Below are 21,535 nucleotides of genomic sequence, written 5' to 3'. Positions count from 1 at the left end.
TCCGAGTCCGTTACGACGCGATCGCCCGGACCTGGGACGTCGGCCGATGCAGGGCCGCCTGCCGGTTCAGCGCCGCGATGGTCGCGGCATCGCGCGCGGAGGGCACGGGACGACCGAGCAGGTAGCCCTGGACCTCCGTGCAGCCCTCGGCCGTGACGAGATCGAGATGGGCCTGGGTTTCGACCCCCTCGGCCACGGTGGTGACGCCGAGGCGGCGGCCGAGATCGGCGACGACCCCGACGATCGCCGCGCATTCAGGACGCTGCACCGCATCCTGCACGAACGACCCATCGATCTTGATCTTATCGAAGGGGAAGGAGCGCAGATGCGCCAGCGACGAGAACCCGGTTCCGAAATCGTCGAGCGCCACCCGGACGCCGAGATCGCGGACGCGACGCAGATCCGCGAGGCAGTCGAGCTCATCGGCGAGCAGGGCACTCTCGGTGATCTCGATTTCCAGGCGGCTCGGCTCCAGGCCGGCACCGACGAGCGCCGCCAGGATGTTCGACGCGAGGGTGCCCTTGCCGAGCTGCTTGGCCGAGACATTGACGGCGACCCGCGCGTCGTCGTCCCAGGACGCGGCGTCCCGGCAGGCGCGATTGAGGATCCAGATGCCGAGTTCGTCGATCAGTCCGCTCTCCTCGGCGACCGGGATGAACTCGGCGGGTGAAATCCAGCCCCGCGTCCGATGATGCCAGCGGATGAGGCCTTCGCGCGCCGTGACCCGTCCGGTCGCGATGTCGGTGATCGGCTGGTAGAACAGGAACAGGCTGTCGGCCTGCGCGAGCGCCGCACGCAGCTTGCCTTCGAGGCGCACGCGCTCGTGCACCCGCGTCTCCAGTTCGGGTGTGAACACCCGGAAGGTCTTCTTGCCGGCCGCCTTGGCGGCATAGAGCGCCATGTCGGCCCGCGACAGCAGGATCTCGGAATCGGTTCCGTGCTCCGGCGCCGCCGCCACGCCGATCGAGGCGCCGATCTCGAGCCGGCGTTCGGCCTCGATCTGATAGGGCGCGACGATCTCGAGGAGCAGGGTCCTGGCGACGTCCCGCGCCTCCTCGATGCCAGCCTCGGCGATCAGGATGGCGAACTCATCGCCGCCCAGGCGCGCGACCATGGTTCCGGGGCGTCCGCAGCAGGCCCTGAGCCGATCCGCCACCCGGATCAGCAACGTGTCTCCGACAAGATGGCCGTGGGAATCGTTGACGAACTTGAAGCCGTCGAGATCGATGAACAGCAGGCCCAGCTTGGGATCGGGACGTGCGAGGCAGGCCTTGAGATGCTCGCGGAAGGTGTTGCGGTTGGCCAGGGCGGTGAGCGTGTCGAAATGCGCCAGCTGCTGAATCCGGGCTTCTGCTGCAACCTGCTTGGTGATCACCGACCAGGTCAGCATCGGGCCGAGATAGACACCATCCGTTCCCGTCACCGCCGAGACCTGAAGGTCCAGCACCTCGGACCCGAGCTTGATCCGGGCGTGATGGGGAAGGTTGGCGGGGTCGGCCAGGAGCTGGCGCTGGTGGTGCGGATGGCGATGGAAGACGTCGATCGAGGCCCCGAGCAACTCGGACGGCTTGATCGGCAGCAGATCCTTGATCTGCCCCAACGTCCGCTTCGAGGTCTCGTTGAGGTAGGAGATGTTGAAGGTGACGGGATCGACCGTCATCACCGCCACCGGCATGTCGTCGATCATGCGCAGCAGGCGATATTCCTCCTGTTCCTTGGCGACCTCCGCGGTTGCGATGGCCCAGACCAGCAGGGCTCGGCTGACCCGTTCCGTCGAGTCGGGCAGGGGATGGATATGCAGGTCGAGCCATTCCTGTCCGAAGCAGATCCGCGCCTTGTGCGGCAGCCGCCCCGAATCCGACAGAAGCGTGCGCTGGTGAAGCGGATCCCGGTGAAACACGTCGATCGAGGTGCCCACGATGGTCTCCGGATCGAACCCGAGCGTCTCACGGATCGATTGAAGCAGGGCGATCGAGCACGGATTAGCGTAGTCGATTTCGAAGGTGTCGAGGTTGCACGTCATGGCGCCGACCGGAAGGACGTCGAACATGCGCTCGAAGTCGAGAGGTTCGAGCGGCATGGCGGTGCCGGGCGGTACTTTTGCGAGAATCGGACAGCCCGTCATCGTTTTCATCCCACCCGGAATCCGAGCCTCACGATCCGCCATTCCGGCAGCCGTTACGCACGACCCTTCAGAGCTCATGCCCCCTGAGCGTCGGACGCCTGGGATGCCGTGCTGACCAGACCCGACGCTGTGCTTCAAACAATTGAATTTTCTCTAAATCATGATTTTTGTTGCTTGATATTCTGAAATACAAACCCCACAACCCTAGATTATATTGTCTATATTTGCCAAAAACGACAATAGCAGCTGGCAAGATGATAGTACTATGCCATGAGGTCCGGGTGCCGTACGCCGAGAATTCGGCACGGGCCGACAAGCCGATTCCGCGCCGTCCGCGACGACCTGAAGGTTCGATGACGATGCACTTGCCTCGACTGGCGTCGCGAATCCGCACCACCGCACCGTCCGGCCATACGATCCACTGGCAGAACCTCATCGGCGGGCTCGAACACAGCCGCACTTCACCAATTCGTGATCGACATGCCCCTCTGGCGAATCGGCGCTCCCGTCGCGCGGCGCGCGCGCGCGCACCGGAGGGCTCGGGTCCGGCACGGCCGCACTGCACAAAACTCATGGACCTCGCGGGAGCCAGCCTGTAGGGGAGCCGGCCCTATCATCCAGCGCTGATGCCGGAGACCATCATGGCGGCCTGCGGCCTCGACTTCGGTACCTCGAACACCACCCTCGGCCTCGTGACCGGGCAGCGTCCGCAGCTCATGCCCCTCGAAGGGCGCCATGTGACGATCCCCAGCGCGATCTTCTTTCCGCCGGGACAGCCGCCCTTCGTCGGGCGCGCTGCCATGGCCGAGTACGTGGAGGGCACGCCGGGCCGGCTGATGCGAAGCCTCAAATCGGTGCTCGGTTCGTCGCTGCTCGAGGAAACCACGCCGGTCGGGCGCGAGCGCATCAAGTTCCGCGACGTGATCGGACGCTATCTCAGCGCCGTGAAGGCCCGCGCGGAGGCGGCGAGCGGCCAGTCCCTCGACACCGTGGTGCACGGCCGCCCGGTCCACTTTGTCGACGGCGATCCGGAGGGCGACGCCCGGGCCGAGGACGCCCTGCGGGAGATCGCAACCAGCATCGGCTTCCGTCACGTCTCGTTCCAGTTCGAACCGATCGCGGCGGCCCTCGACTACGAGCAGCAGGTGCGCGCGGAGGAGATCGCCCTGATCGCGGATATCGGGGGCGGCACCTCGGATTTCTCGATCGTGCGCCTGTCGCCGGAACGGCATGCCAAGCGCGAGCGCAGCGACGACATCCTGGCCAATGACGGCGTGCGCATCGGCGGTACCGATTTCGATCGTCGCCTCAGCCTCGGAACCGTGATGCCCCTGCTCGGCCTGGGCAGCGCCATGAACCGGGGCGATCTCGACGTGCCGACCGGCTATTTCCACGACCTCGCCACCTGGTCGAGCATCAACCGCCTCTACAACGCCAAGACCCTGCGGGAGATCGAGGAGGTGCGCCGCGACGCCCGCCGCCCCGATCTCCTGGCGCGGCTCCACACCGTGGTGGAGGCCGAGCGCGGTCATTCCCTGGCCATGGAAGTAGAGGGCGCCAAGATCGCGACCTCCGAAGACGGCGAGGGCCGGGTCGACCTCGATTGGGTCGAGGCCGGGCTCCGGGCCGAGATCGATCGGTCGGGACTCGTCCGTCATACCGACGAGCTTGCCCGGCGCATCGCCGAGCGCATCGGACGCTGCCTCGCGCAGGCCGGCTTGACCGCCGACCGCATCGATGCGCTCTTCCTCACGGGCGGCTCGACGGGCTTGCCCCATGTCCGTGCGGCCCTGACCGCGTGCGTGCCGAACGCCCGCGTGGTCGATGGTGACACCTTCGGGTCGGTTGGGACTGGCTTGACCATCGAGGCGGCGCGGCGCGCGGCCTGAACGGGACGTCGCCCACGCGAGAATCCCTCCGCGACAAAACCCGACCGACCCGCGCTTTGTCGCGAGGCTGGCCGGTGATACGAGCAGGCCATGACCACACGACCACCATCACGCGGGGGATCCGGGCGCAAGGGCGCCGGGCCGAGCCGCAGCGGCCCAGCAGGCCGCCCCGGCCGCCCCGGCAAGCCGGGCGCCTTCATCCGGCCGGAGCGCGAGCGGACGGGCCCCCGCACCAGCGCCCTCGACGCCGCGCAGCGCGCCGCGCAGGGGCGGGGCGACGCCGCCGCCAAGCACGCGCCCTGGCGCCCCGGGCAGGAGCCGCGCGACCGCGCCGATGCCGCGCCGGAGCCGTTCGAGGCGATCGACGAGGCACCCCGCCGGGTCCGCCGCCCACGCACCGAACGGGCGGATGACGCGGCGGCGACGCCTCCGCGCCGGGCCGAGGCCACGGCGCGCGGCGGCGCGCTCGTCACCGAGGGGCCGACCCGGCGCGAGCAGCGCGCGGCGGCCTCCGCCACGCTGGCCTCCGGCGTTCAGACGCTGACCGTGGACGAGGACGAGGCCGGCATGCGGATCGATCGCTTCCTGACCACTCGTTTCCCGCAACTGCCCTTCACCCGCGTCCAGAGCATCGTCCGCAAGGGCGAACTTCGGGTCGATGGCAAGCGTGCCAAACCCAACGACCGGCTGGAGCCGGGCATGAGCGTGCGCGTGCCGCCCCTCAAGCTGGAGGCGCAGGGCGAGCGCCCGCGCTCTGCCGCGCGGGATGCCACCGATGCCGATTTCATCCGCTCGCTCATCCTCTACGAGGATGCCGAGATGATGATCCTCAACAAGCCTTTCGGCCTCGCGGTGCAGGGTGGCTCCGGAACCGTGCGGCACGTGGACGGCCTCTTGGAGGCACTGACGGGCAAGGACGGCCAGAAGCCGCGCCTGGTCCACCGCCTCGACAAGGACACCGCCGGCTGCCTCATCGTCGCCAAGACGCGGCTCGCCGCCGCCACCCTGGCGAAAAGCTTCCGCTCGCGCTCGGCCCGCAAGGTCTACTGGGCTCTCACCGCCGGGGTTCCGCGCGTGCCGCAGGGTCGCATCTCCACCTATCTCGCCAAGGAAGAGCCCACGGACGCCGATGCACGGATGCGGGTGGCCAAGCATGGCGACGAGGGGGCTGCGCACGCGCTGACTTACTACGCCATGGTCGACAACGCGGCCCAGAAGCTGTCCTGGCTGTCGCTGAAGCCGGTGACCGGACGCACCCACCAGCTGCGCGCCCATGCAGCCCATATCGGCCATCCCATCGTCGGCGATCCGAAATACTTCAGCATCGAGAACTGGGAATTGCCCGGCGGAATCCAGAATCGCCTGCATCTTCTCGCACGCCGAATCGTGATTCCCCATCCGCGCACGGGCAAGCCCGTCGACGTCACGGCTCCGCTTCCACCGCATATGGCGCAGAGCTGGAACCTCCTTGGATTCGACGCGTCCCGCTACGATCCGATCGTCGAGGCCCCCGAAGCCTGAGCCCACGATCCCGACGTCCGATGCCGGGGCAGAATGCGCCGGCAAGGCCAGAACGGGGAGGGCACGCGTGTTGAACCTTGCCACGTTGCACCTTGGCAAGCGCCCGCCAGGGCCTATCCTCTTCGACACAGCCCGGCTCGGCGCCTCGCCGCCGGCCAAGGACCGGCGCGCCACGATGCCTCGAGACACGATCCTGAAGCCCGCCAACGCGATCGGCTTCGCGCTCCTCGCCCTCTCGGTGTTCACCGTGGGCGGCGCATACGACAGCAAGGTCTTTGCGCAGGCCGCCCCGCCGGCGCAGACCAGGGCGCCGTCCCAGATGGCACCCCAGGCCCAGGCGCCACTTCAGAACCCGGCCACGCCTCAACAACCCCAAGGATTGCAGCCGGCGCAGCCGCAATCGCCCCCCGCTGCTCAGCCTCAGGGCCAGGGCTTGCGCTCCGCGGCGCCCAGTCAGCCGGCCGGGGCATCGGCGGGGCGCGGCACGGCGCAACAGGCCAGCCGGCCCCGTCGGCGGTCCTATGCGGCGTGCAACCGCATTTCGCACACGCGCGGCTTGCGCGGCGGGGCTCGGCGCCGATTCCTCGTCCGCTGCAAGCTCGGCTACGATCGGCCCCGCAATGGCCAGTCCCAGCCCAACCGGCAGCCTTAATCAGATCGTCCGCAGCACGAGCCCGATCCCGTGAAGCTCATCGTCTTCGACGTCGACGGAACCCTGGTCGACAGCCAACATCTGATCGTAGCCGCGCAGGGCATGGCCTTCGCCGAGCACGGCCTGACGGCCCCGAGCCGCACCGAATCACTCTCCGTGGTCGGCTTGTCCCTGCCGCAGGCGTTTCGACGCCTCGTCGGCGAGGATGGCCCGATCGAGGGTCTGTCGGAGAGCTATAAGCGCGCCTTCAATATCCTGCGCCTCGATCCGAACTACGAGGAGCCGCTGTTTCCCGGCATGGGCGACCTTCTCACCCGCCTGCATGCCCGCGACGACGTGCAACTCGGCATCGCAACCGGCAAGGCGCGGCGCGGCGTCGATCGGCTGATCGACACCCATGGCTGGAAGGGCTGGTTCGCCACAACCCAGAGCGCCGACGACGCCCCCTCGAAACCGGACCCGGCGATGCTTCTCCAGGCCATGACGGACACCGGCTCCGAGCCGGGCGCCACGGTGATGATCGGAGACACCACCTATGACATGGCGATGGCGGTGAGCGCAGGCGTGGCGGCGGTCGGTGTCGGCTGGGGCTATCATCCGGTCGGCGCCCTCTTCGGCGCGGGCGCCTCCATCGTGGTCGACACCACGGACGATCTCGGCGCCTTGTTCACCGGAACGCTCCACGATCCGACAGCGGCGACAGCCTGATCCTTCGGCACCGGCGTCTCGCAGGCTGCGGGCCGATGCCCTATCTGATCCTGCATGAGCGACGATCCAAAATCCGAAGGCCCGAACCGCGATGGGGCGAACCGTGACGGGCCGGACGCCGACTGGCTCGGCGCGCCCGGTTCCGCTGCCCCCCCTGATCCCACCCGTTCGGCGCGCGGCCCCGGCAAGCCAGCGCTGCCCAAGCGCTTCTATGCCGAGGCGGCCCTCGGCGAGCACGCCGGCGGCTTCCGCCTGACCCTGGACGGACGTCCCGCCAACACCCCCGCCCGTAATCCCCTGGCCCTGCCGACGCGCGCGCTCGCCGAGGGCGTGGCCGCCGAGTGGGCGGCACAGATCGACGTCATCGACCCGTCCCGAATGCCACTGACGCGTCTCGCCAACACCGCCATCGACGGGGTCGCGCCGCGGCGCGAGGCCGTGGTGGACGACCTGTCGGCCTATGCGGGCACCGATCTACTGGCCTATCGGGCCGGCGATCCGGACCGCCTCGTCCAGGCGCAGGCCGAAGCCTGGGACCCGGTGCTCGATTGGGCGCACGAGGCCCTGGGCGCCCGCTTCATCCTCGGGGAGGGAGTGATGCATGTCACCCAGCCGGACACCACGGTGGCGGCCCTGCGCCGGGCCATCGGCGAGACGGACGGCCCCTTCCGTTTGGCCGCCCTCCACACCCTCACCACCCTGACGGGATCGCTCGTCCTCGCCCTCGCAGTGCTGCGCGGCCGGCTCACGCCCGCGCAGGCCTGGACGGCGGCGCATGTCGACGAGACCTATCAGGCGAGCGTCTGGGGGCAGGACGAAGAGGCGGCGGCCCGGCAGGCGCAGCGCCGCGCCGAATTCGACGCCGCGGCGCACCTCTCAGCCCTGTCCGACGCCGGGTGACGCGGCGGTCCTGACACGGCCCGAACGGGTTCCGTTAACACCCCCGTGCTAGGCCGCCGGTATCACGGGGGCGACGTGACATGTCCGGACGGGACCAGAAAAGCCTTGCCGCACAGGCGCACACGCCGGCATCCGACGTCCCGAATGCCCGGGCGCGCCTGTGGTTCGCGATCCTGATCCTCGGCGCCATCACGACGCTGTGGATGCGCGTGGCCGGACTCGCGGTCGATCTCCCGAGTGCGCTGCCGCCCGCCCTGGCCTGCGCCGGGCTCGAACTCCTGGCGACGTTCTATCTGACGAGGCGGCCGGAGCCGCGCTTCGCCGTGACCCTGTCGGGTCTTGCGCAGATCATCGCGGTCAGTGCCTTTGCCGGCCTGCTCTCCTATGCGGTGGCCGCCACCGGCGGCCCACTCTGGGACGGCACCTTCCAGGCGGTGGATAAAGCTCTCGGCCTCGACTGGCCGGCCTATCTGCATACCCTGAACGACCATCCGAAACTCGGCTTCGCCCTGTCGCTGGCCTACCAAAGCCTGATGCCGCAGATGATCCTGGTGGTGATCGTGCTCGGCTTCAGCGGACGCCTGAGTGCCGTACGGGACTTCGTACTGGCCTTCATGATCGCCGGTCTCGTCACCGTCCTGCTCTCGGGCTTGATGCCCGCAATGGCGATGTTCGTGCATCTTGCGCTACGTCCGCAGGATTTCCCCGGGTTGAATCCGGCCGCCGCTTACGTTCATCTCGCCCCCCTGTCGGGCCTGCGCGACGGGACAGTTCGGATCATCTCCCTCGCCGAGATCGAAGGGATCATCACCTTCCCGAGCTTCCATGCGGCACTCGGAGTCCTGTTCGCGCGCTTCTTCTGGATGTCACGGATCACGCGCTGGCCCGGCCTCGCCGTCAACGCGATGCTGATCGCCGCGACACCGATCGATGGCGGCCACTACTTCGTCGATGTCGGTGCGGGTGCCCTGATCGCGGTCGCGGCGATTGCGGCGGCCCGAATCCTGAACCGGAGCGCGACGCGCCGGAACGTCATGTCGGGTGCTCCAGTCGCCTTGACGGCGACATCCGCCTGAACCCGCGCTTCCGACGCAACGATCGATTTTCGTGAGAGAATCCCTGTGGTATGGCCCCACCAGGCCGACCGCCAAGCTCGCCGCGAGAGGGGCTGGTGGCTCGTGGCCGGAAACGCCAGCACAAGCCACGAGGCGCAGCCCCATGAAGGACATCCTCGCATGAAGGACATTCTCGAGAAGCTCGAAGAGCGGCGCGCCCAAGCCCGCCTCGGCGGCGGCGAGAACCGCGTCGTGGCCCAGCACAAGCGGGGCAAGCTGACGGCGCGCGAGCGCATCGAACTCCTTCTCGACCATGGGTCGTTCGAGGAATTCGACATGTTCGTGCAGCATCGCTCCACCGATTTCGGCATGGAAAAGCAGAAAATTCCCGGTGACGGCGTCGTCACGGGTTGGGGCACCATCAACGGCCGCACCGTCTTCCTGTTCTCGAAGGACTTCACGGTGTTCGGCGGCTCGCTCTCCGAGACGCACGCCGCCAAGATCGTGAAGGTGCAGGACATGGCGCTGAAGATGCGCGCGCCCATCATCGGCATCTTCGATGCCGGCGGCGCCCGCATCCAGGAGGGTGTCGCGGCGCTGGGCGGCTACGGCGAGGTCTTCCGCCGCAATGTCGCGGCCTCCGGCGTCATTCCGCAGATCTCGGTCATCATGGGTCCCTGCGCGGGCGGCGACGTGTACTCGCCGGCCATGACCGACTTCATCTTCATGGTGCGCGACACGAGCTACATGTTCGTCACCGGACCGGACGTGGTGAAGACGGTGACCAACGAGGTCGTGACCGCCGAGGAACTCGGCGGCGCCAAGGTTCACACCACCAAGTCCTCCATCGCCGACGGTTCCTTCGAGAACGACGTCGAGGCCCTGCTGCAGATCCGCCGCCTGGTCGACTTCCTGCCCGCCAACAACATCGACGGCGTGCCGGAACTCGAGAGCTTCGACGATCCGCTCCGCCTCGACATGAGCCTCGACACCCTGATCCCCGACAATCCGAACAAGCCCTACGACATGGGCGAGTTGATCCGCCGCGTGGCCGACGAGGGCGACTTCTTCGAGATCCAGGCCACCTACGCCCGCAACATCATGACGGGCTTCGGCCGCATCGAAGGCCGCACCGTGGGCTTCGTCGCCAACCAGCCGATGGTGCTGGCCGGCGTGCTCGATTCCGACGCCTCCCGCAAGGCCGCCCGGTTCGTGCGCTTCTGCGACGCGTTCTCAATCCCGATCGTGACCTTCGTCGACGTGCCGGGCTTCCTGCCGGGAACGGCCCAGGAATACGGCGGCCTGATCAAGCACGGCGCCAAGCTGCTCTTCGCCTACAGTCAAGCCACGGTGCCGCTGGTGACCATCATCACCCGGAAGGCCTTCGGCGGCGCCTACGACGTAATGGCCTCCAAGCACGTGGGGGCCGACCTCAACTATGCCTGGCCCACCGCACAGATCGCCGTGATGGGTGCCAAGGGCGCCGTCGAGATCATTTTCCGCAGCGAGATCGGCGATGCCGGCAAAATCGCGGAGCGCACGTCGGAGTACGAGGATCGCTTCCTCTCGCCGTTCGTGGCGGCCGAGCGCGGCTACATCGACGAGGTGATCATGCCCCACTCCACGCGCAAGCGCATCGCCCGGGCGCTGAGCATGCTGCGCACCAAGGAGATGGAGCAGCCCTGGAAGAAGCACGACAACATCCCGCTCTGAACCCGGATGTGACGATCAAGCCCGGCGCTCACTGCGCCGGGCCGGTTTGGCGAAAGATTCCGATGGCCTATTCGCGGAAGGGTGCCATGATCCCGCACCCACAACCGGGAGGAGACAGGTCATGGCGGCTGAACAGAAGCGCGGAAGTCGCGAGGCCAAGAAGCCCAAGAAGGCCGTGACGAAGACGATCGCGGCGGCACCGTCCACCAAGGGCACGGTGGTGGCCGCACCGAAGGCCGGCAAGAAGTAGCAAGCCCGACCAGGGCCGGCGGACGGCTCCAGGGCCGCGCCGGCCGAGGCCTCAGCTCCGAATGATCCGGGTCCGCTGGACGGTCTTCGCGCTCGACTCGGGCGGGCCTCCGAGTTCCAGAAGCACGATCTCCGGCGGAACGCCGAGACGCACCGGAATCCGGCTGACGCCAAACCCCCCCGACACGATCATGTGGCGTCCCTTCCGGACCACGTGGCCGTAGGCGAAGTCGTTTCCGCGCACCGAGGGGATCACCGGTGAGTAGCCGAACAGGCGGACCTGACCGCCATGGGTATGGCCAGCCAGGGTCAGCGAGACCCGGTCCGGCACGTCCAGGAAGAGATCCGGCTCGTGGATCATCAGGAGCACCGGTGCCGAATCGGTGATCTTGGCGAGGGTGCCCGGCAGGTCGTCGCGCCCCTGCTCGATCCGCTGGAGAAGGAACGGGATCTGATCGCCGACGCCGGCGACCCAGAACGGCTTGCCATCCTTTACCAGGCGCACGGCATCGTTCTCGAAGACGGGAATGCCGACATTCTCCAATGCGCGTTGCACCGCGATGGGGCCGTCGAGGCGCACCTGCGCCTCCTCGTCATCCCACCAATCGTGGTTTCCCAGCACCGAGTACACGCCGAGCGGCGCCCGAAGGGGTGCGACCACCTTGGCGAAATCGGTCAGCGGAACCTTGCGGAAGGTCACGCTGGGGCCGGCCGGGTAATCACCGAGCATCAGGATGAGGTCGGGGTTGAGCGCGTTCGTGGCGTCGACGATCTCGGCGATACGGTCCAGCGGCATGAATGGTTCGCCGACATGGAAATCCGCCAGCACGGCTACGCGCAGGGACAGGCCCGGCGTCCAGTTCGGTAGAGCCGGAGCGTAGGATGTGACGACCAAGCGATAGAGCGGCTCGATTCCGAACGCATAGGCGCCGGTTCCGCCCAGGGCGGCCGCACTCGCTCCGAATCCGGTCAGGAACTGCCGGCGACTCGGCAGGATCAGCATCGTCAGGCTCCCGGACCGCCAGAAGGGCGCGGTCCCATGCCCTCGCCGTCAATGGTGACGAAATCGAGGAGACAGCCGCGCCCGACGCTAGCGTTAGGCCCGATGCATTGACGAAGCGATACCGGATTCGTTGAAATCAGCCAGTGCTGGCGACCGATCCGACCATCTCAGGAAAGGGGCGTATCCTCGTGCTCGAAGCGAGCGGAACGCGGGCCGCTTACGATCACGGACCGGTCCGATTTCCGGGCCGTGGCGGTGACCTGTACGGCGGCCGCCAGGGCCGGAAGCGCGACGGGACGGAACGTCTCGGCTTGATGATCAACCATGATGGAGGATCGGCCCGAACGTTGAGCTTGGCTCGAAGTCTGTCGACGGGGGTACATGCAACCGATGTCCTGTTGTGCTCGACCAGCTTAGTGAGATGATCTGCCTCATTATAAGCCATGCACGTCTCACGGGCACCGTTTGGTTCCACCCGGACGCTTATCGAGCAACGATGCAACCATAAAGCCGGCCTCAACCTGAATGAAAGCTTAAACCTGTCACAATCCTTCGACTGATAAGGATTTCGGCTGCGATTCCCTTCATCAAAGCACTTAAGCATCAGGTGCATTGCAACGCAAAATAATGATGCATTGCGAAGACTAGTTTACCGAAGACGATCGGCGAAGCATGTTGTCGCGGTCAGCGCGACGGGACCGGAGCCGCGACCAGCCCTTGTTCGGCGATCCAGGCGACGGTCCGGTCGAGGGCGCGGCTGAGCCGATCGAACAGCGCGTCCACTTCCGACGGCGCGATCACAAGAGGTGGGCAGATGGCGATCCGGTCTCCGGCCAGGAATCGGACGATCAGGCCCTCCGCCTGGGCGAAGGCGACGCAGCGTGCCGCAACCCCGGCCTTCGGCTCATACTGGCGCTTGGTGGCCTTGTCGGCCACGAGTTCGATGCCGCCGATGAGGCCGATGCCGCGCGCTTCGCCGACCAGCGGATGCTGACCGAGGGCCGACAGGCGCGCCTGGAAATGCGGCGCCTTCTCGCCAACGCCTTCGACGATGCGGTCGCGCTTGTAGATCGCGATGGTCTTCAAGGCGACGGCGCAGGCCACCGGATGCCCGGAATAGGTGGTGCCGTGTCCGAAGGTGCCGAGCTTGGCGCTCTGCTGCACCATCAGGCGGTAGAGCGGCTCGTCCACCGAGACGCCGCCCAGCGGCAGGTAGCCCGAGGTCAGCGCCTTGGCGAAGGACAGGCTGTCCGGCGTCATCCCCATCGCCTCCGAGCCGAACCAGGTTCCCAGGCGCCCGAAGCCGCAGATCACCTCGTCGGCGATGAAGCGCACGTCGTGCCGGGCGAGCACCGCCTGGATCTTGGCGTAGTATCCCGTGGGCGGCAGAATGGCGCCGCCGGCGCCCAGCACCGGTTCGGCGATGAAGGCCGCGACGGTATCCGCCCCCTCCCGCTGGATCACCGCTTCGAGTTCGGCGGCGAGTCGGGTGGTGAAGGCGTCCTCGCTCTCGCCCTCCTGACCGAAGCGATAATGGTGCGGGCAGCCCACATGCAGGAAACCGGGCAGCGGCAGGTCCCAATCGGCGTGATTGGCGGGCAGGCCGGTCATCGACGCGGTGGCGACCGTGACGCCGTGATAGCCCCGGAGGTGGGAAAGGATCTTTTTCTTGCGCGGGCGACCGAGCGCATTGTTCATGTACCAGGTCAGCTTGACCTGGGTGTCGTTGGCTTCCGAGCCCGATGAGGTGAAGAAGATCTTCGAGGTCGGAACCGGCATCAACTCCTTCAGGGTCTCGGCCAGCTCGATCGCCGGGTCGTGGCTGCGGCCCGAGAAGAGATGCGTGAAAGGCAGGCGCGACATCTGCTCGCTGGCCGCCTCGACCAATTCTTCGTTGGAGTAGCCGAGCGCCGTGCACCACAGGCCCGCCATGCCCTCCAGGTAGGGCCGGCCGTCGCTGTCATAGACCCAGACCCCGTGACCGCGTTCGAGCACGAGGGGTCCCGTCTCCCGAAAGGTCTCCAGATTGGTGTAGGGATGGATCAGGGTTTCGACGTCGCGAGTCGCGAGGTTCGAGAGCATATTTTTGCCTGACGGTTGGACGATGGCCGACATGGGTGCGTGACTGTAACGAGGGCTGCCCGCCGTACAAACCCGCGCGACGTCGCAACCGGCGTGAGGCCACAAATGGAAAGCGCCATGCTCGACCCTGCAACCATCGTGGCCCATCCGGCCCCCGGCCGCGCCTGCGGATCGTGCACCCTCTGCTGCAAGGTCTACGACGTGCCGGCAGTGGAAAGCATGGCGGGGCAATGGTGCCGGCACACCCGACAGGGACGGGGTTGCGCCATCCACGCGACGCGGCCCGACCATTGCCGCGCCTTCCACTGCCTCTGGATGACGGAAGCCTGGCTCGGACCGGAATGGAAGCCCGAGCGGGCCAAGATGGTGCTGAGCCTCGATCCGGTTTCGCGAAACATGAACGTGCAGGTCGATCCTGGTCAGCCGAACGCTTGGCGGCGCGAGCCCTATTACGGCCAGCTCAAGCGCTGGGCCGTATCGTCCCTGGCCCAGAAGCGCCACGTCCTGGTCCACCTCAACAAGACCACGACCGTGGTGCTGCCCGACCGCGACGTGGCTCTGGGCGTGTTCGAGCCCGGCGACCGCATGGTGGCCCGCGAACGCATGACGCCACAGGGCGTGATCATCGAAGTCGAGAAGGTGCGCGATGCGGCCTGATTCGCTCGGCGGCACGATCTGCGGCATCCTGTTCGACAAGGACGGCACTCTGGTGGACTTCGACCGGACTTGGGGGCCGGCCGCCTACGCCGTGATGTCCGACCTGTCGGGCGGCGACCGGGGCCGCCTTGAGGCCCTGATGCGGGTGAGTCACTACGTCGAACAAGAGCAACGCTTCCTGCCGACTTCGCCGCTCATCGCCGGCTCGTCGGCGGGATACGGTCCCCTCTGGGCCGACGTGCTGGGCCGCCCGGCGGGACCGGTGCTCTATGCCGAGATGGACGCGCTCTTCCGCGCAGCGGGACTGGCCTCGCTGACCCCGATCAAGGCGCCCGCGCAGCTCGCCGCGACCCTCGTGGCCGCCGGCTACGCGCTCGGCATCGCCACCAACGACGCCGAAGCCTCGGCCCGGGCCCAATGTGCGGCGCTGGGCCTCGATCCGCATTGCGCCTTCGTCGTAGGCTATGATTCCGGGCACGGGTCCAAGCCGAAGCCCGGCATGGTCACGGCCTTCGCCGATCATCTCGGCGTCCCGGCGCGCCGGATCACGATGGTGGGGGATTCCCCTTACGACCTCGTCGCGGCCCGAAGCGCCGGAGCGGTTTCAATCGCCGTGCTCAGCGGCCCCCTCGGCCCGGCGGCCCGCGACGAGATGGCGCCGCTGGCCGATCACATCCTCGACTCGATCGCCGACCTGCCGGCGCTGCTCGGCCTCTAACTCTCGTTGTCCGAAACTGGTTGGTCCCGGGCCAGATCGCGCCATCGCAGTACCAGGCGCTCGAAATCCGCGATGTCCTCGGCCGGCAACTGGCCGAGGGTCCGGTCGACATAGGCCTTCTGAGCCAAGATCCCGCGGGTCGCCAGGTCGGTTCCGCCCGGGGTGAGGTAAAGGGCGTGCGAGCGGCGGTCGCCCGGGATGGGGCGGCGTTCCACAAGGCCCGCCTCAACGAGGCGATCGATCAGCCCCGAGACGTTGCCCTTGGTGACGTAGAGCCGGGCGGCGAGGTCCTGCTGCGTCATGCCCTCGCGCTCGGTGAGGGTCGAGAGCGCATCGAATTGCGGGATGGACAGGCCGAGACCGCGGAGTTCCCCGGCCATCGCCGCGGTGACCCGGCGGTTCAGGCGGATGAAGCGGAACCAGACCCGCAGCGGATCGGCGGCCTCTGCGGGCGTCGGGGAAGGCGGGGCTGGCGACATCGTGGCGTGGCTATAGCAGACCGGCGCCGAGTCTCGGAAGCGGTGCGATGCACGGTGCGGGTGGCGCCGCCGGTCGCGGACCGGTAAAGCTCGCCCGACACCGCCCCGCGACCCTCCGGACAGCGAATCCCCTCACAGCATGCGTCGTCTGCCCTACGAGGATCCCGTTACCCGAGCCGGCCCGGCCGCGCGCACTGTCGCGATCCTCGCCGTACTGGTGACGGTGTTCGCCCTGCTCCTGGTGCGCGATCCCCGGGCCGAGGCGGGGCCGGCACTGGCAACCCTCGGCGCCGGACTGGTGCTGGCCCTAGTCGCCGTCGCCTTCGCGCTGATCGCCTTCGTACGGGTCTGGCGCGAGGGTGCGCGCGGTCTCGGTGCGGCGCTGGCGGGCGTGTTCCTGGCGAGCCTGGTTCTCGCCTACCCGTCCTTCGCGGCCCTGCGCGGATTGCGGCTCCCGGGAATCGCGGACGTGACCACCGATACCGAGAATCCGCCCGCCTTCTCGCGCTCCCGCGCCGCCTTCGCCGCACGCGACGGGCGCTACCCGCCCGATCCCGGACCTGCCGCCCGCGCCGCCCAGCGCGCGGCCTATCCGCAGATCGCCCCACTCACCCTCGACCTCGACGCGGACGAAGCCTTCGAGCTTGCCCGCAAGGCGGCGGTGAACCGGCGCTGGCAGATCGTCGAGGCGATCCGGCCCGGCGGTCGCATCGGCAATGGACGGATCGAGGCGGTGTCGCGCGGACCGATCCTCAATCTCGCCGACGACGTCACGGTCCGGGTCCACCCGCGCGCCGATGGCGCCCGCATCGACGTCCGCTCCGCCTCGCGTCTCGGAACCCGCGATCTCGGCAGCAACGCCGACCGCATCCGCGCCTATCTGGACGAGGTCGCCAACCTCGCCATCGCGGTGAAGTGACCGGCCTCAGACCGGCGCGTAACGGCTGGTGAGCAGAACGGGTCCGTCGCAGCGCGCGAGGTCGCGCTCGACCAGATCCTCGAGATGGGCGAAGACAGACAGGGCCGCCGCACCGCGCAGGGCTGGGTTCAGTCCCTGGTAGATCGCTCCCACGATGGCGCCGATATCTCGATCGCCGGCCTCCAGGCGGGCTCGGATCGCCGTCTCGCGCTGGCGCCGGTGCGTGGCGAGGCCGCGCACGAAGCGACGGGGATCGCGGACCGGGCCGCCATGGCCGGGCCAGTAGATCGTCTCGTCGCGGGTGCGCAACGCGTCGAGGGACTCCATGTAGGCCCGCATCGAGCCGTCGGGCGGCGCCACGATGCTGGTCGACCACGCCATGACGTGATCCCCGGAGAACAGGGCGGCCTCCTCCCGCAGGGCGAAGGCGAGATGGTTCATGGTGTGCCCGGGGGTTTCCAGGGTCTCCAGGGTCCAACCCGGCCCCGCAATGATCTCGCCAGCGCGCAGTTCGCGGTCGGGCCGGTGATCCCGGTCCGCGCTGGCATCGAGATGCGGAAACTCGCCCTCGGCCAGGGCCCGTGCCGCGCGATGCGGGCCGCACCCGACGATCGGCGCACCGGTTCGAGCCTGAAGGAGGCGGGCGCCGGGCGAATGATCGCGGTGGGTGTGGGTGACCAGGATGGCCGCGACCGGGGCTCCCGCACAGGCCTCGAGGAGCGCGGCGATGTGGTGCGCGTTCTCCGGTCCGGGATCGATGATCGCGACGCTCTCGGCACCCACGATGTAGCTGCAGGTACCGGTGGCGGTAAACGGGCCCCCGTTCGGCGCGATGCGCCGCCGGACCAGCGGCGACAGCCGCACCGTCTCTCCACTCGGCGGCTGAGCTTCGTCGAGAACGGGATCGGTCTGCGTCTCGCTCATGCCGGCTCCTCACCGCGTGGATATCGCCGCGGGCCTATGCCATCGCCGCACCCCGGACAATGCGCGGCATCCGGCAGGCCGCTCAGTACACGAAGGGCGACGCCATCACGATCCGTGTGGGTGGGCGCGCCGGGACGAAGCGCGGCTCGACCTCGATCGGCGGAGGTGCGGGCTCGAACCCCGAGGTGGCGGCCACGCGGACGCGACCCGAGCGATCGGCGGTGCGCAGGGCCTTGCGGAAGGCGCGGGCGTCGGCCTCCCGCCGGACCACATCGACCTTAGCGTCGATGTCCCGCCGCACGCGGCGGGACAGACCACTGGCCTCCCGAAAATCCACCATCGTGAAGCCGCCGGACCGCCGCCGCGCGACAACCTCGGCACTCGCCTCGGTGGCCACCACGTCGCCGGCACGCAGGGTCAGGTCCTGGAGGATCGGCAGGGGCGTGGCGACCCCCTGCTCGGGCTGGCAGGCGCAGTGCGCGACACGCTTCGTGCGATAGAGATTGGCCACCGCAAGGCTGCGATAAGGCTTTCCGTCGAGGCCGACCGCACGGTCGAGCTCGGTGTCCCGGCCTCCGAGGGTGAACAGCCGCGTGGCCGTGCTCGGACAGGCGGCTGCGCAGGCGGCCTCGTGGATCGGCAGGTCCGCACGGGAGGCGAGGCGGCCCAGCGGGAACAGATAGCCGTCGCAGGACCGAACGCAGACCGTGCGTGCTCCCAGCATCGCGTGAGCCAAAGCCCCAATCGCCCCAGCGTTCCCCTTGACCACCATGGCCGGTGCGTCGGCGCGACGCCTGAGAGTTCGCCGCACTGGCGACGCGTCGGCGACGGGTCGCCGTGTCTGGCGAATCGCCCTTGCTGCCGTCACCCGCCGGGCATCGGGAAGCGACGCGTAATGGGCCGGGCGGCGATTGACCCGTGCCATCGCGACCGGCGCCGGCGGTGAAGCGCGAAAGATCGTCTCCAGGAAGCCGAACAGGCCGCTGCGCTCGGAGGCCTGGACCAGAGTCGTCCCGGCGGTGACGCCGCCGAAACCGAGCAGCAGGCCGGCCAGGGCCGTCACCGTCATTTGCTGACGCGTGCCGGCTGGTGCGAGACGCTGCCAATTCATTCCTGCGGCCCCCTGGCCATGCCCGCCGACGATGGTGTCCCCGCGTCAAGCGGCGAAGATGGCGCCGGGGCGGTCCGGCCCCTCCAGCTACACAGCAGGACGCACCGGACGCAACGGCGGCAAACAACCGAGACGAAGGGATCGGAGCAAGGCACCGTTCCCCGGCATCCGATCAGGGAGAGACCGGGGGTCCCGGACCATTGGGCGGCCGCGGCCGATCTAGGGTCCGAGCGAAGCGGGCGCATGCGTCGGCGCAGCGTCCGGGACCTGCGGTTTGTTCGCGGCGCGGAATGTCGTCCGTAGGGTCGGGGCCGAACCGCAACCTCCCCAATTAGAATGAAACTCCGTTTGGATTCTTTGCGCTCCCACCCGCTTGACGGAAGAAAAGTGAAACGCAAAGGTTCTATAATCTGTGGTTGTATATTCGAAAAAAACGCTTGTTCTCGCCTCTGCTTCAAAGATGTTCCCTGCTCATTATGAGGCAAGACTTTCAGAAACTGCGCAGAAAAGCTCGCACCGGCTCAATGGGCACTTTCGGGCCTGCGGATGGATGACCTGAGATTTATTACCTCGACACCGGAAAAACAAATCTTCATGCATGATAACATCACAGATCAAGCCCATCGATTACATGTCACATTGAATTTATCTGAATTTTAAATCAAATTTAATAAATCTGTTGCATAAACGATCGGACACAAGAAACAAAAAGATAAACAAACCGAGCTTGGTTATTCGGGCTGGTTTGTTTCCTCGGGCTGGCAAGAGGCGAGCATCTTCGAGGCATACCAAGCGTCGGGAAGCCAACCGAACCCAGGCATTTCTACAAAGCACCGGACTAACGGCTCACGAAGGACGGACCCAATCCGGCCTGGTGACCAACAACTCGACTCGGTTCCTGATCCTCAGAGAAGATCACTTCGCTCGATTGATTTCCTCACCCCAACCGCAAGCGTTCCCTCCTATCGCCGCCGCGCTCACTGCGTGCCCGTTGGCTCCCCAAGCCGAGCGGGGTGCTGCCACGCCCAGGATCCCGTCCATGACTTTCTTCGGCAACAAGACATCGGCGAAGCTGCAGGCTCTGGACCGCTCTCAGGCCGTGATCGAATTCGCGCCCGATGGAACGATCATAAGCGCAAACACGAACTTTCTTGGAACGGTGGGGTATGATCTCGCGGAGGTCCAAGGCCAGCACCACCGGATGTTCGTGGACCCGGCGGAACGCGACAGCCCGGCTTACACGGCGTTCTGGGCCGCGCTGGCACGGGGAGAATATCAGCGCGGCGAGTACAAGCGCCTCGGCAAGAACGGCCGCGAGATCTGGCTGCAGGCGACCTACAATCCGATCCCCGGCCGCGACGGCCAAACCACGGGCATCGTCAAGTTCGCGACCGACGTCACGGCCGAGAAACTGCGCAGCGCTGACACCCGGGGTCAGGTCGAGGCGATCGGTCGTTCGCAGGGTGTCATCGAATTCGCCCTCGACGGAACCATCCTCACCGCCAACGCGAACTTTCTCGATGCGGTCGGCTACAGCTTGTCGGAGCTGAAGGGCCAGCACCACAGCCTCTTCGTCGATGCGGCCGAACGGGAAACGGCGCCCTACCGGGCGTTCTGGGCAGCGCTCGCGCGAGGCGAGTTCCAGTCGGGGGAGTTCCGCCGGATCGGCAAGGACGGCCGCGACATCTGGCTTCAAGCGACCTACAACCCGATCCTCGATCCAACCGGTCGGCCCCTCAAGGTGATCAAGTTCGCCACCGACATCACTGCCGAGAAGCTGCGCAACGCAGAACTGCAGGGTCAGGTCGAAGCCATCGGCCGTTCGCAGGGTGTGATCCATTTCGATCTCGACGGTCACGTACTCGATGCCAACGCGAACTTCCTGTCCGCCCTCGGCTATGGCCTCGATCAGATCCGCGGCCGGCACCACCGCACATTCGTCGATGCCGCCCATGCCGCTTCGCCCGAGTACCAAGCGTTCTGGGCGGCCCTGCGCCGGGGTGAATTCCAGGCCGGGGTGTACCAGCGCGTGGGCGCCGGCGGTCGCACGATCTGGATCCAGGCGTCCTACAACCCAATCTTCGACATGAGCGGCAAGCCGTTCAAGGTGGTCAAGTACGCCACCGACGTCTCGGCCCGGATGCGCTCGCAGATCGAGGCCGCCGAGGCCTCGACGCAGACCCTGACCAACGTCCAGGCCGTCGCCTCGGCCGCCGAGGAACTGAACGCCTCGATCTCCGAGATTGCCGGCAGCCTCGCCCGCTCCCGACAGGAAGTCGACGAGATGGATGTCCGGGCTCAGAGAGCCGATCGCTCGACGGGCGAACTCGCGAGTGCGGCCAGTTCGATGAACGGGATCGTGCAGCTGATTCAGGGCGTTGGCGGGCAGATCAATCTCCTGGCGCTCAACGCCACCATAGAGGCCGCACGCGCGGGCGAAGCCGGGCGCGGCTTCGCCGTCGTGGCCGGCGAGGTCAAGAACCTCTCGAACCAGGTCACGAGCGCCACCGCGCGCATCGCCGACGACATCAAGGCGATGCAGGCGATTTCCGGCGATGTGGTCACGTCCCTGACGGCGATCGGACAATCGATCGAGGCTGTGCGGGGCTTCGTGACCGGCGTGGCCTCGGCAGTGGAGGAACAGAGCGCCGTCACCCGAGAGATCTCGATGAGCATGCAGACCGCAGCACACGGCGTGGCCGATATCGACCGCAACCTGCAAGCCCTGGCATCCTGAAGGCACCGAGCGGAAGGCGTTGAGCGACAGGCACCCGGCGAGAGGCATCGAGCGGATTGCGCGCGGTCGCCTCCAGCCCCGGACATAGCCGTT

19 protein-coding genes are annotated in these 21,535 nt (G+C 67.5%); 12 read left to right on the top strand and 7 right to left on the bottom strand.

The window, feature by feature from the left end; genetic code table 11:
* Positions 1 to 10: 10 nt before the first annotated feature.
* A complete protein-coding gene (locus ASF60_RS10215; RefSeq protein WP_244478384.1) occupies positions 11 to 2,134 on the bottom strand; it encodes a putative bifunctional diguanylate cyclase/phosphodiesterase in 2,124 nt (707 codons plus the stop codon).
* 632 nt (positions 2,135 to 2,766) lie between these two features.
* Here ASF60_RS10215 and ASF60_RS10210 point away from each other — a divergent pair.
* The 8 genes from ASF60_RS10210 (at position 2,767) to ASF60_RS26005 (ending at position 10,813) form a co-directional block, all read left to right on the top strand.
* Positions 2,767 to 4,014 (top strand): Hsp70 family protein, encoded by a 1,248-nt coding sequence (locus tag ASF60_RS10210; protein ID WP_056184336.1) that lies wholly within the window; start codon positions 2,767 to 2,769, stop codon positions 4,012 to 4,014.
* Between the two features lie 90 nt (positions 4,015 to 4,104).
* On the top strand, positions 4,105 to 5,535 hold the full coding sequence (locus tag ASF60_RS10205; protein WP_056184009.1) for an RluA family pseudouridine synthase: 1,431 nt from the start codon (positions 4,105 to 4,107) through the stop codon (positions 5,533 to 5,535).
* 175 nt (positions 5,536 to 5,710) lie between these two features.
* Positions 5,711 to 6,187 (top strand): hypothetical protein, encoded by a 477-nt coding sequence (locus ASF60_RS10200; protein WP_082507869.1) that lies wholly within the window; start codon positions 5,711 to 5,713, stop codon positions 6,185 to 6,187.
* Positions 6,188 to 6,217: 30 nt separating this feature from the next.
* A complete protein-coding gene (locus ASF60_RS10195) occupies positions 6,218 to 6,895 on the top strand; it encodes an HAD-IA family hydrolase (protein ID WP_056184006.1) in 678 nt (225 codons plus the stop codon).
* A 54-nt stretch (positions 6,896 to 6,949) separates the two neighbouring features.
* Entirely contained in the window at positions 6,950 to 7,795 is an 846-nt protein-coding gene (locus tag ASF60_RS10190) for an ATP12 family chaperone protein (RefSeq protein ID WP_056184003.1), read from the top strand.
* Between the two features lie 80 nt (positions 7,796 to 7,875).
* Positions 7,876 to 8,871 (top strand): phosphatase PAP2 family protein, encoded by a 996-nt coding sequence (locus ASF60_RS10185; protein WP_082507848.1) that lies wholly within the window; start codon positions 7,876 to 7,878, stop codon positions 8,869 to 8,871.
* 159 nt (positions 8,872 to 9,030) lie between these two features.
* The gene (locus ASF60_RS10180) at positions 9,031 to 10,563 is read left to right on the top strand and encodes an acyl-CoA carboxylase subunit beta (protein ID WP_056184002.1); all 1,533 of its coding nucleotides are present in this window, start codon (positions 9,031 to 9,033) and stop codon (positions 10,561 to 10,563) included.
* A gap of 121 nt (positions 10,564 to 10,684) precedes the next feature.
* Entirely contained in the window at positions 10,685 to 10,813 is a 129-nt protein-coding gene (locus ASF60_RS26005) for a hypothetical protein (protein WP_274533552.1), read from the top strand.
* Positions 10,814 to 10,864: 51 nt separating this feature from the next.
* On the opposite strand, the gene ASF60_RS10175 is transcribed toward ASF60_RS26005, so the two are convergent.
* The 3 genes from ASF60_RS10175 to ASF60_RS10170 form a co-directional block, all read right to left on the bottom strand.
* Positions 10,865 to 11,815 carry a metallophosphoesterase gene (locus tag ASF60_RS10175; protein WP_056183999.1) on the bottom strand — a complete coding sequence of 317 codons (951 nt, stop codon included), beginning with the start codon at positions 11,813 to 11,815 and terminating at the stop codon, positions 10,865 to 10,867.
* A gap of 167 nt (positions 11,816 to 11,982) precedes the next feature.
* Positions 11,983 to 12,141: a hypothetical protein gene (locus ASF60_RS24350; RefSeq protein ID WP_156633977.1), complete on the bottom strand. Its 159-nt coding sequence runs from the start codon at positions 12,139 to 12,141 to the stop codon at positions 11,983 to 11,985.
* 358 nt (positions 12,142 to 12,499) lie between these two features.
* Complete coding sequence (locus tag ASF60_RS10170) at positions 12,500 to 13,897, bottom strand: aminotransferase (RefSeq protein ID WP_056183997.1); 1,398 nt, start codon at positions 13,895 to 13,897, stop codon at positions 12,500 to 12,502.
* Positions 13,898 to 14,014: 117 nt separating this feature from the next.
* Here ASF60_RS10170 and ASF60_RS10165 point away from each other — a divergent pair, with 117 nt between their 5' ends.
* Together ASF60_RS10165 and ASF60_RS10160 are read left to right on the top strand one after the other, a co-directional pair.
* Positions 14,015 to 14,554, top strand: coding sequence for a hypothetical protein (locus ASF60_RS10165; RefSeq protein WP_056183995.1), 540 nt, complete (start codon positions 14,015 to 14,017; stop codon positions 14,552 to 14,554).
* Positions 14,544 to 15,272 carry an HAD family hydrolase gene (locus ASF60_RS10160; RefSeq protein ID WP_056183993.1) on the top strand — a complete coding sequence of 243 codons (729 nt, stop codon included), beginning with the start codon at positions 14,544 to 14,546 and terminating at the stop codon, positions 15,270 to 15,272. The genes ASF60_RS10165 and ASF60_RS10160 overlap by 11 nt, the downstream gene beginning before the upstream one ends.
* Here ASF60_RS10160 and ASF60_RS10155 read toward each other — a convergent pair.
* A complete protein-coding gene (locus ASF60_RS10155) occupies positions 15,269 to 15,751 on the bottom strand; it encodes a MarR family winged helix-turn-helix transcriptional regulator (RefSeq protein ID WP_056183991.1) in 483 nt (160 codons plus the stop codon). The genes ASF60_RS10160 and ASF60_RS10155 overlap by 4 nt on opposite strands.
* Before the next feature lie 139 nt (positions 15,752 to 15,890).
* On the opposite strand from ASF60_RS10155, the gene ASF60_RS10150 reads away from it, so the two are divergent.
* The gene (locus tag ASF60_RS10150) at positions 15,891 to 16,670 is read left to right on the top strand and encodes a DUF1499 domain-containing protein (protein ID WP_056183988.1); all 780 of its coding nucleotides are present in this window, start codon (positions 15,891 to 15,893) and stop codon (positions 16,668 to 16,670) included.
* 6 nt (positions 16,671 to 16,676) lie between these two features.
* On the opposite strand, the gene ASF60_RS10145 is transcribed toward ASF60_RS10150, so the two are convergent.
* Together ASF60_RS10145 and ASF60_RS10140 are read right to left on the bottom strand one after the other, a co-directional pair.
* Positions 16,677 to 17,594 (bottom strand): MBL fold metallo-hydrolase, encoded by a 918-nt coding sequence (locus tag ASF60_RS10145; RefSeq protein ID WP_056183986.1) that lies wholly within the window; start codon positions 17,592 to 17,594, stop codon positions 16,677 to 16,679.
* Between the two features lie 82 nt (positions 17,595 to 17,676).
* Positions 17,677 to 18,663, bottom strand: a complete 987-nt coding sequence (locus ASF60_RS10140; protein WP_056183984.1) for a DUF2865 domain-containing protein — start codon at positions 18,661 to 18,663, stop codon at positions 17,677 to 17,679.
* Positions 18,664 to 19,744: 1,081 nt separating this feature from the next.
* Here ASF60_RS10140 and ASF60_RS10135 point away from each other — a divergent pair.
* The gene (locus ASF60_RS10135; RefSeq protein WP_056183982.1) at positions 19,745 to 21,442 is read left to right on the top strand and encodes a methyl-accepting chemotaxis protein; all 1,698 of its coding nucleotides are present in this window, start codon (positions 19,745 to 19,747) and stop codon (positions 21,440 to 21,442) included.
* Positions 21,443 to 21,535: the final 93 nt, after the last annotated feature.

Source organism: Methylobacterium sp. Leaf113 (assembly GCF_001423325.1).
GTDB lineage: Bacteria > Pseudomonadota > Alphaproteobacteria > Rhizobiales > Beijerinckiaceae > Methylobacterium.
This window is presented reverse-complemented; position numbering and strand designations above follow the sequence as displayed.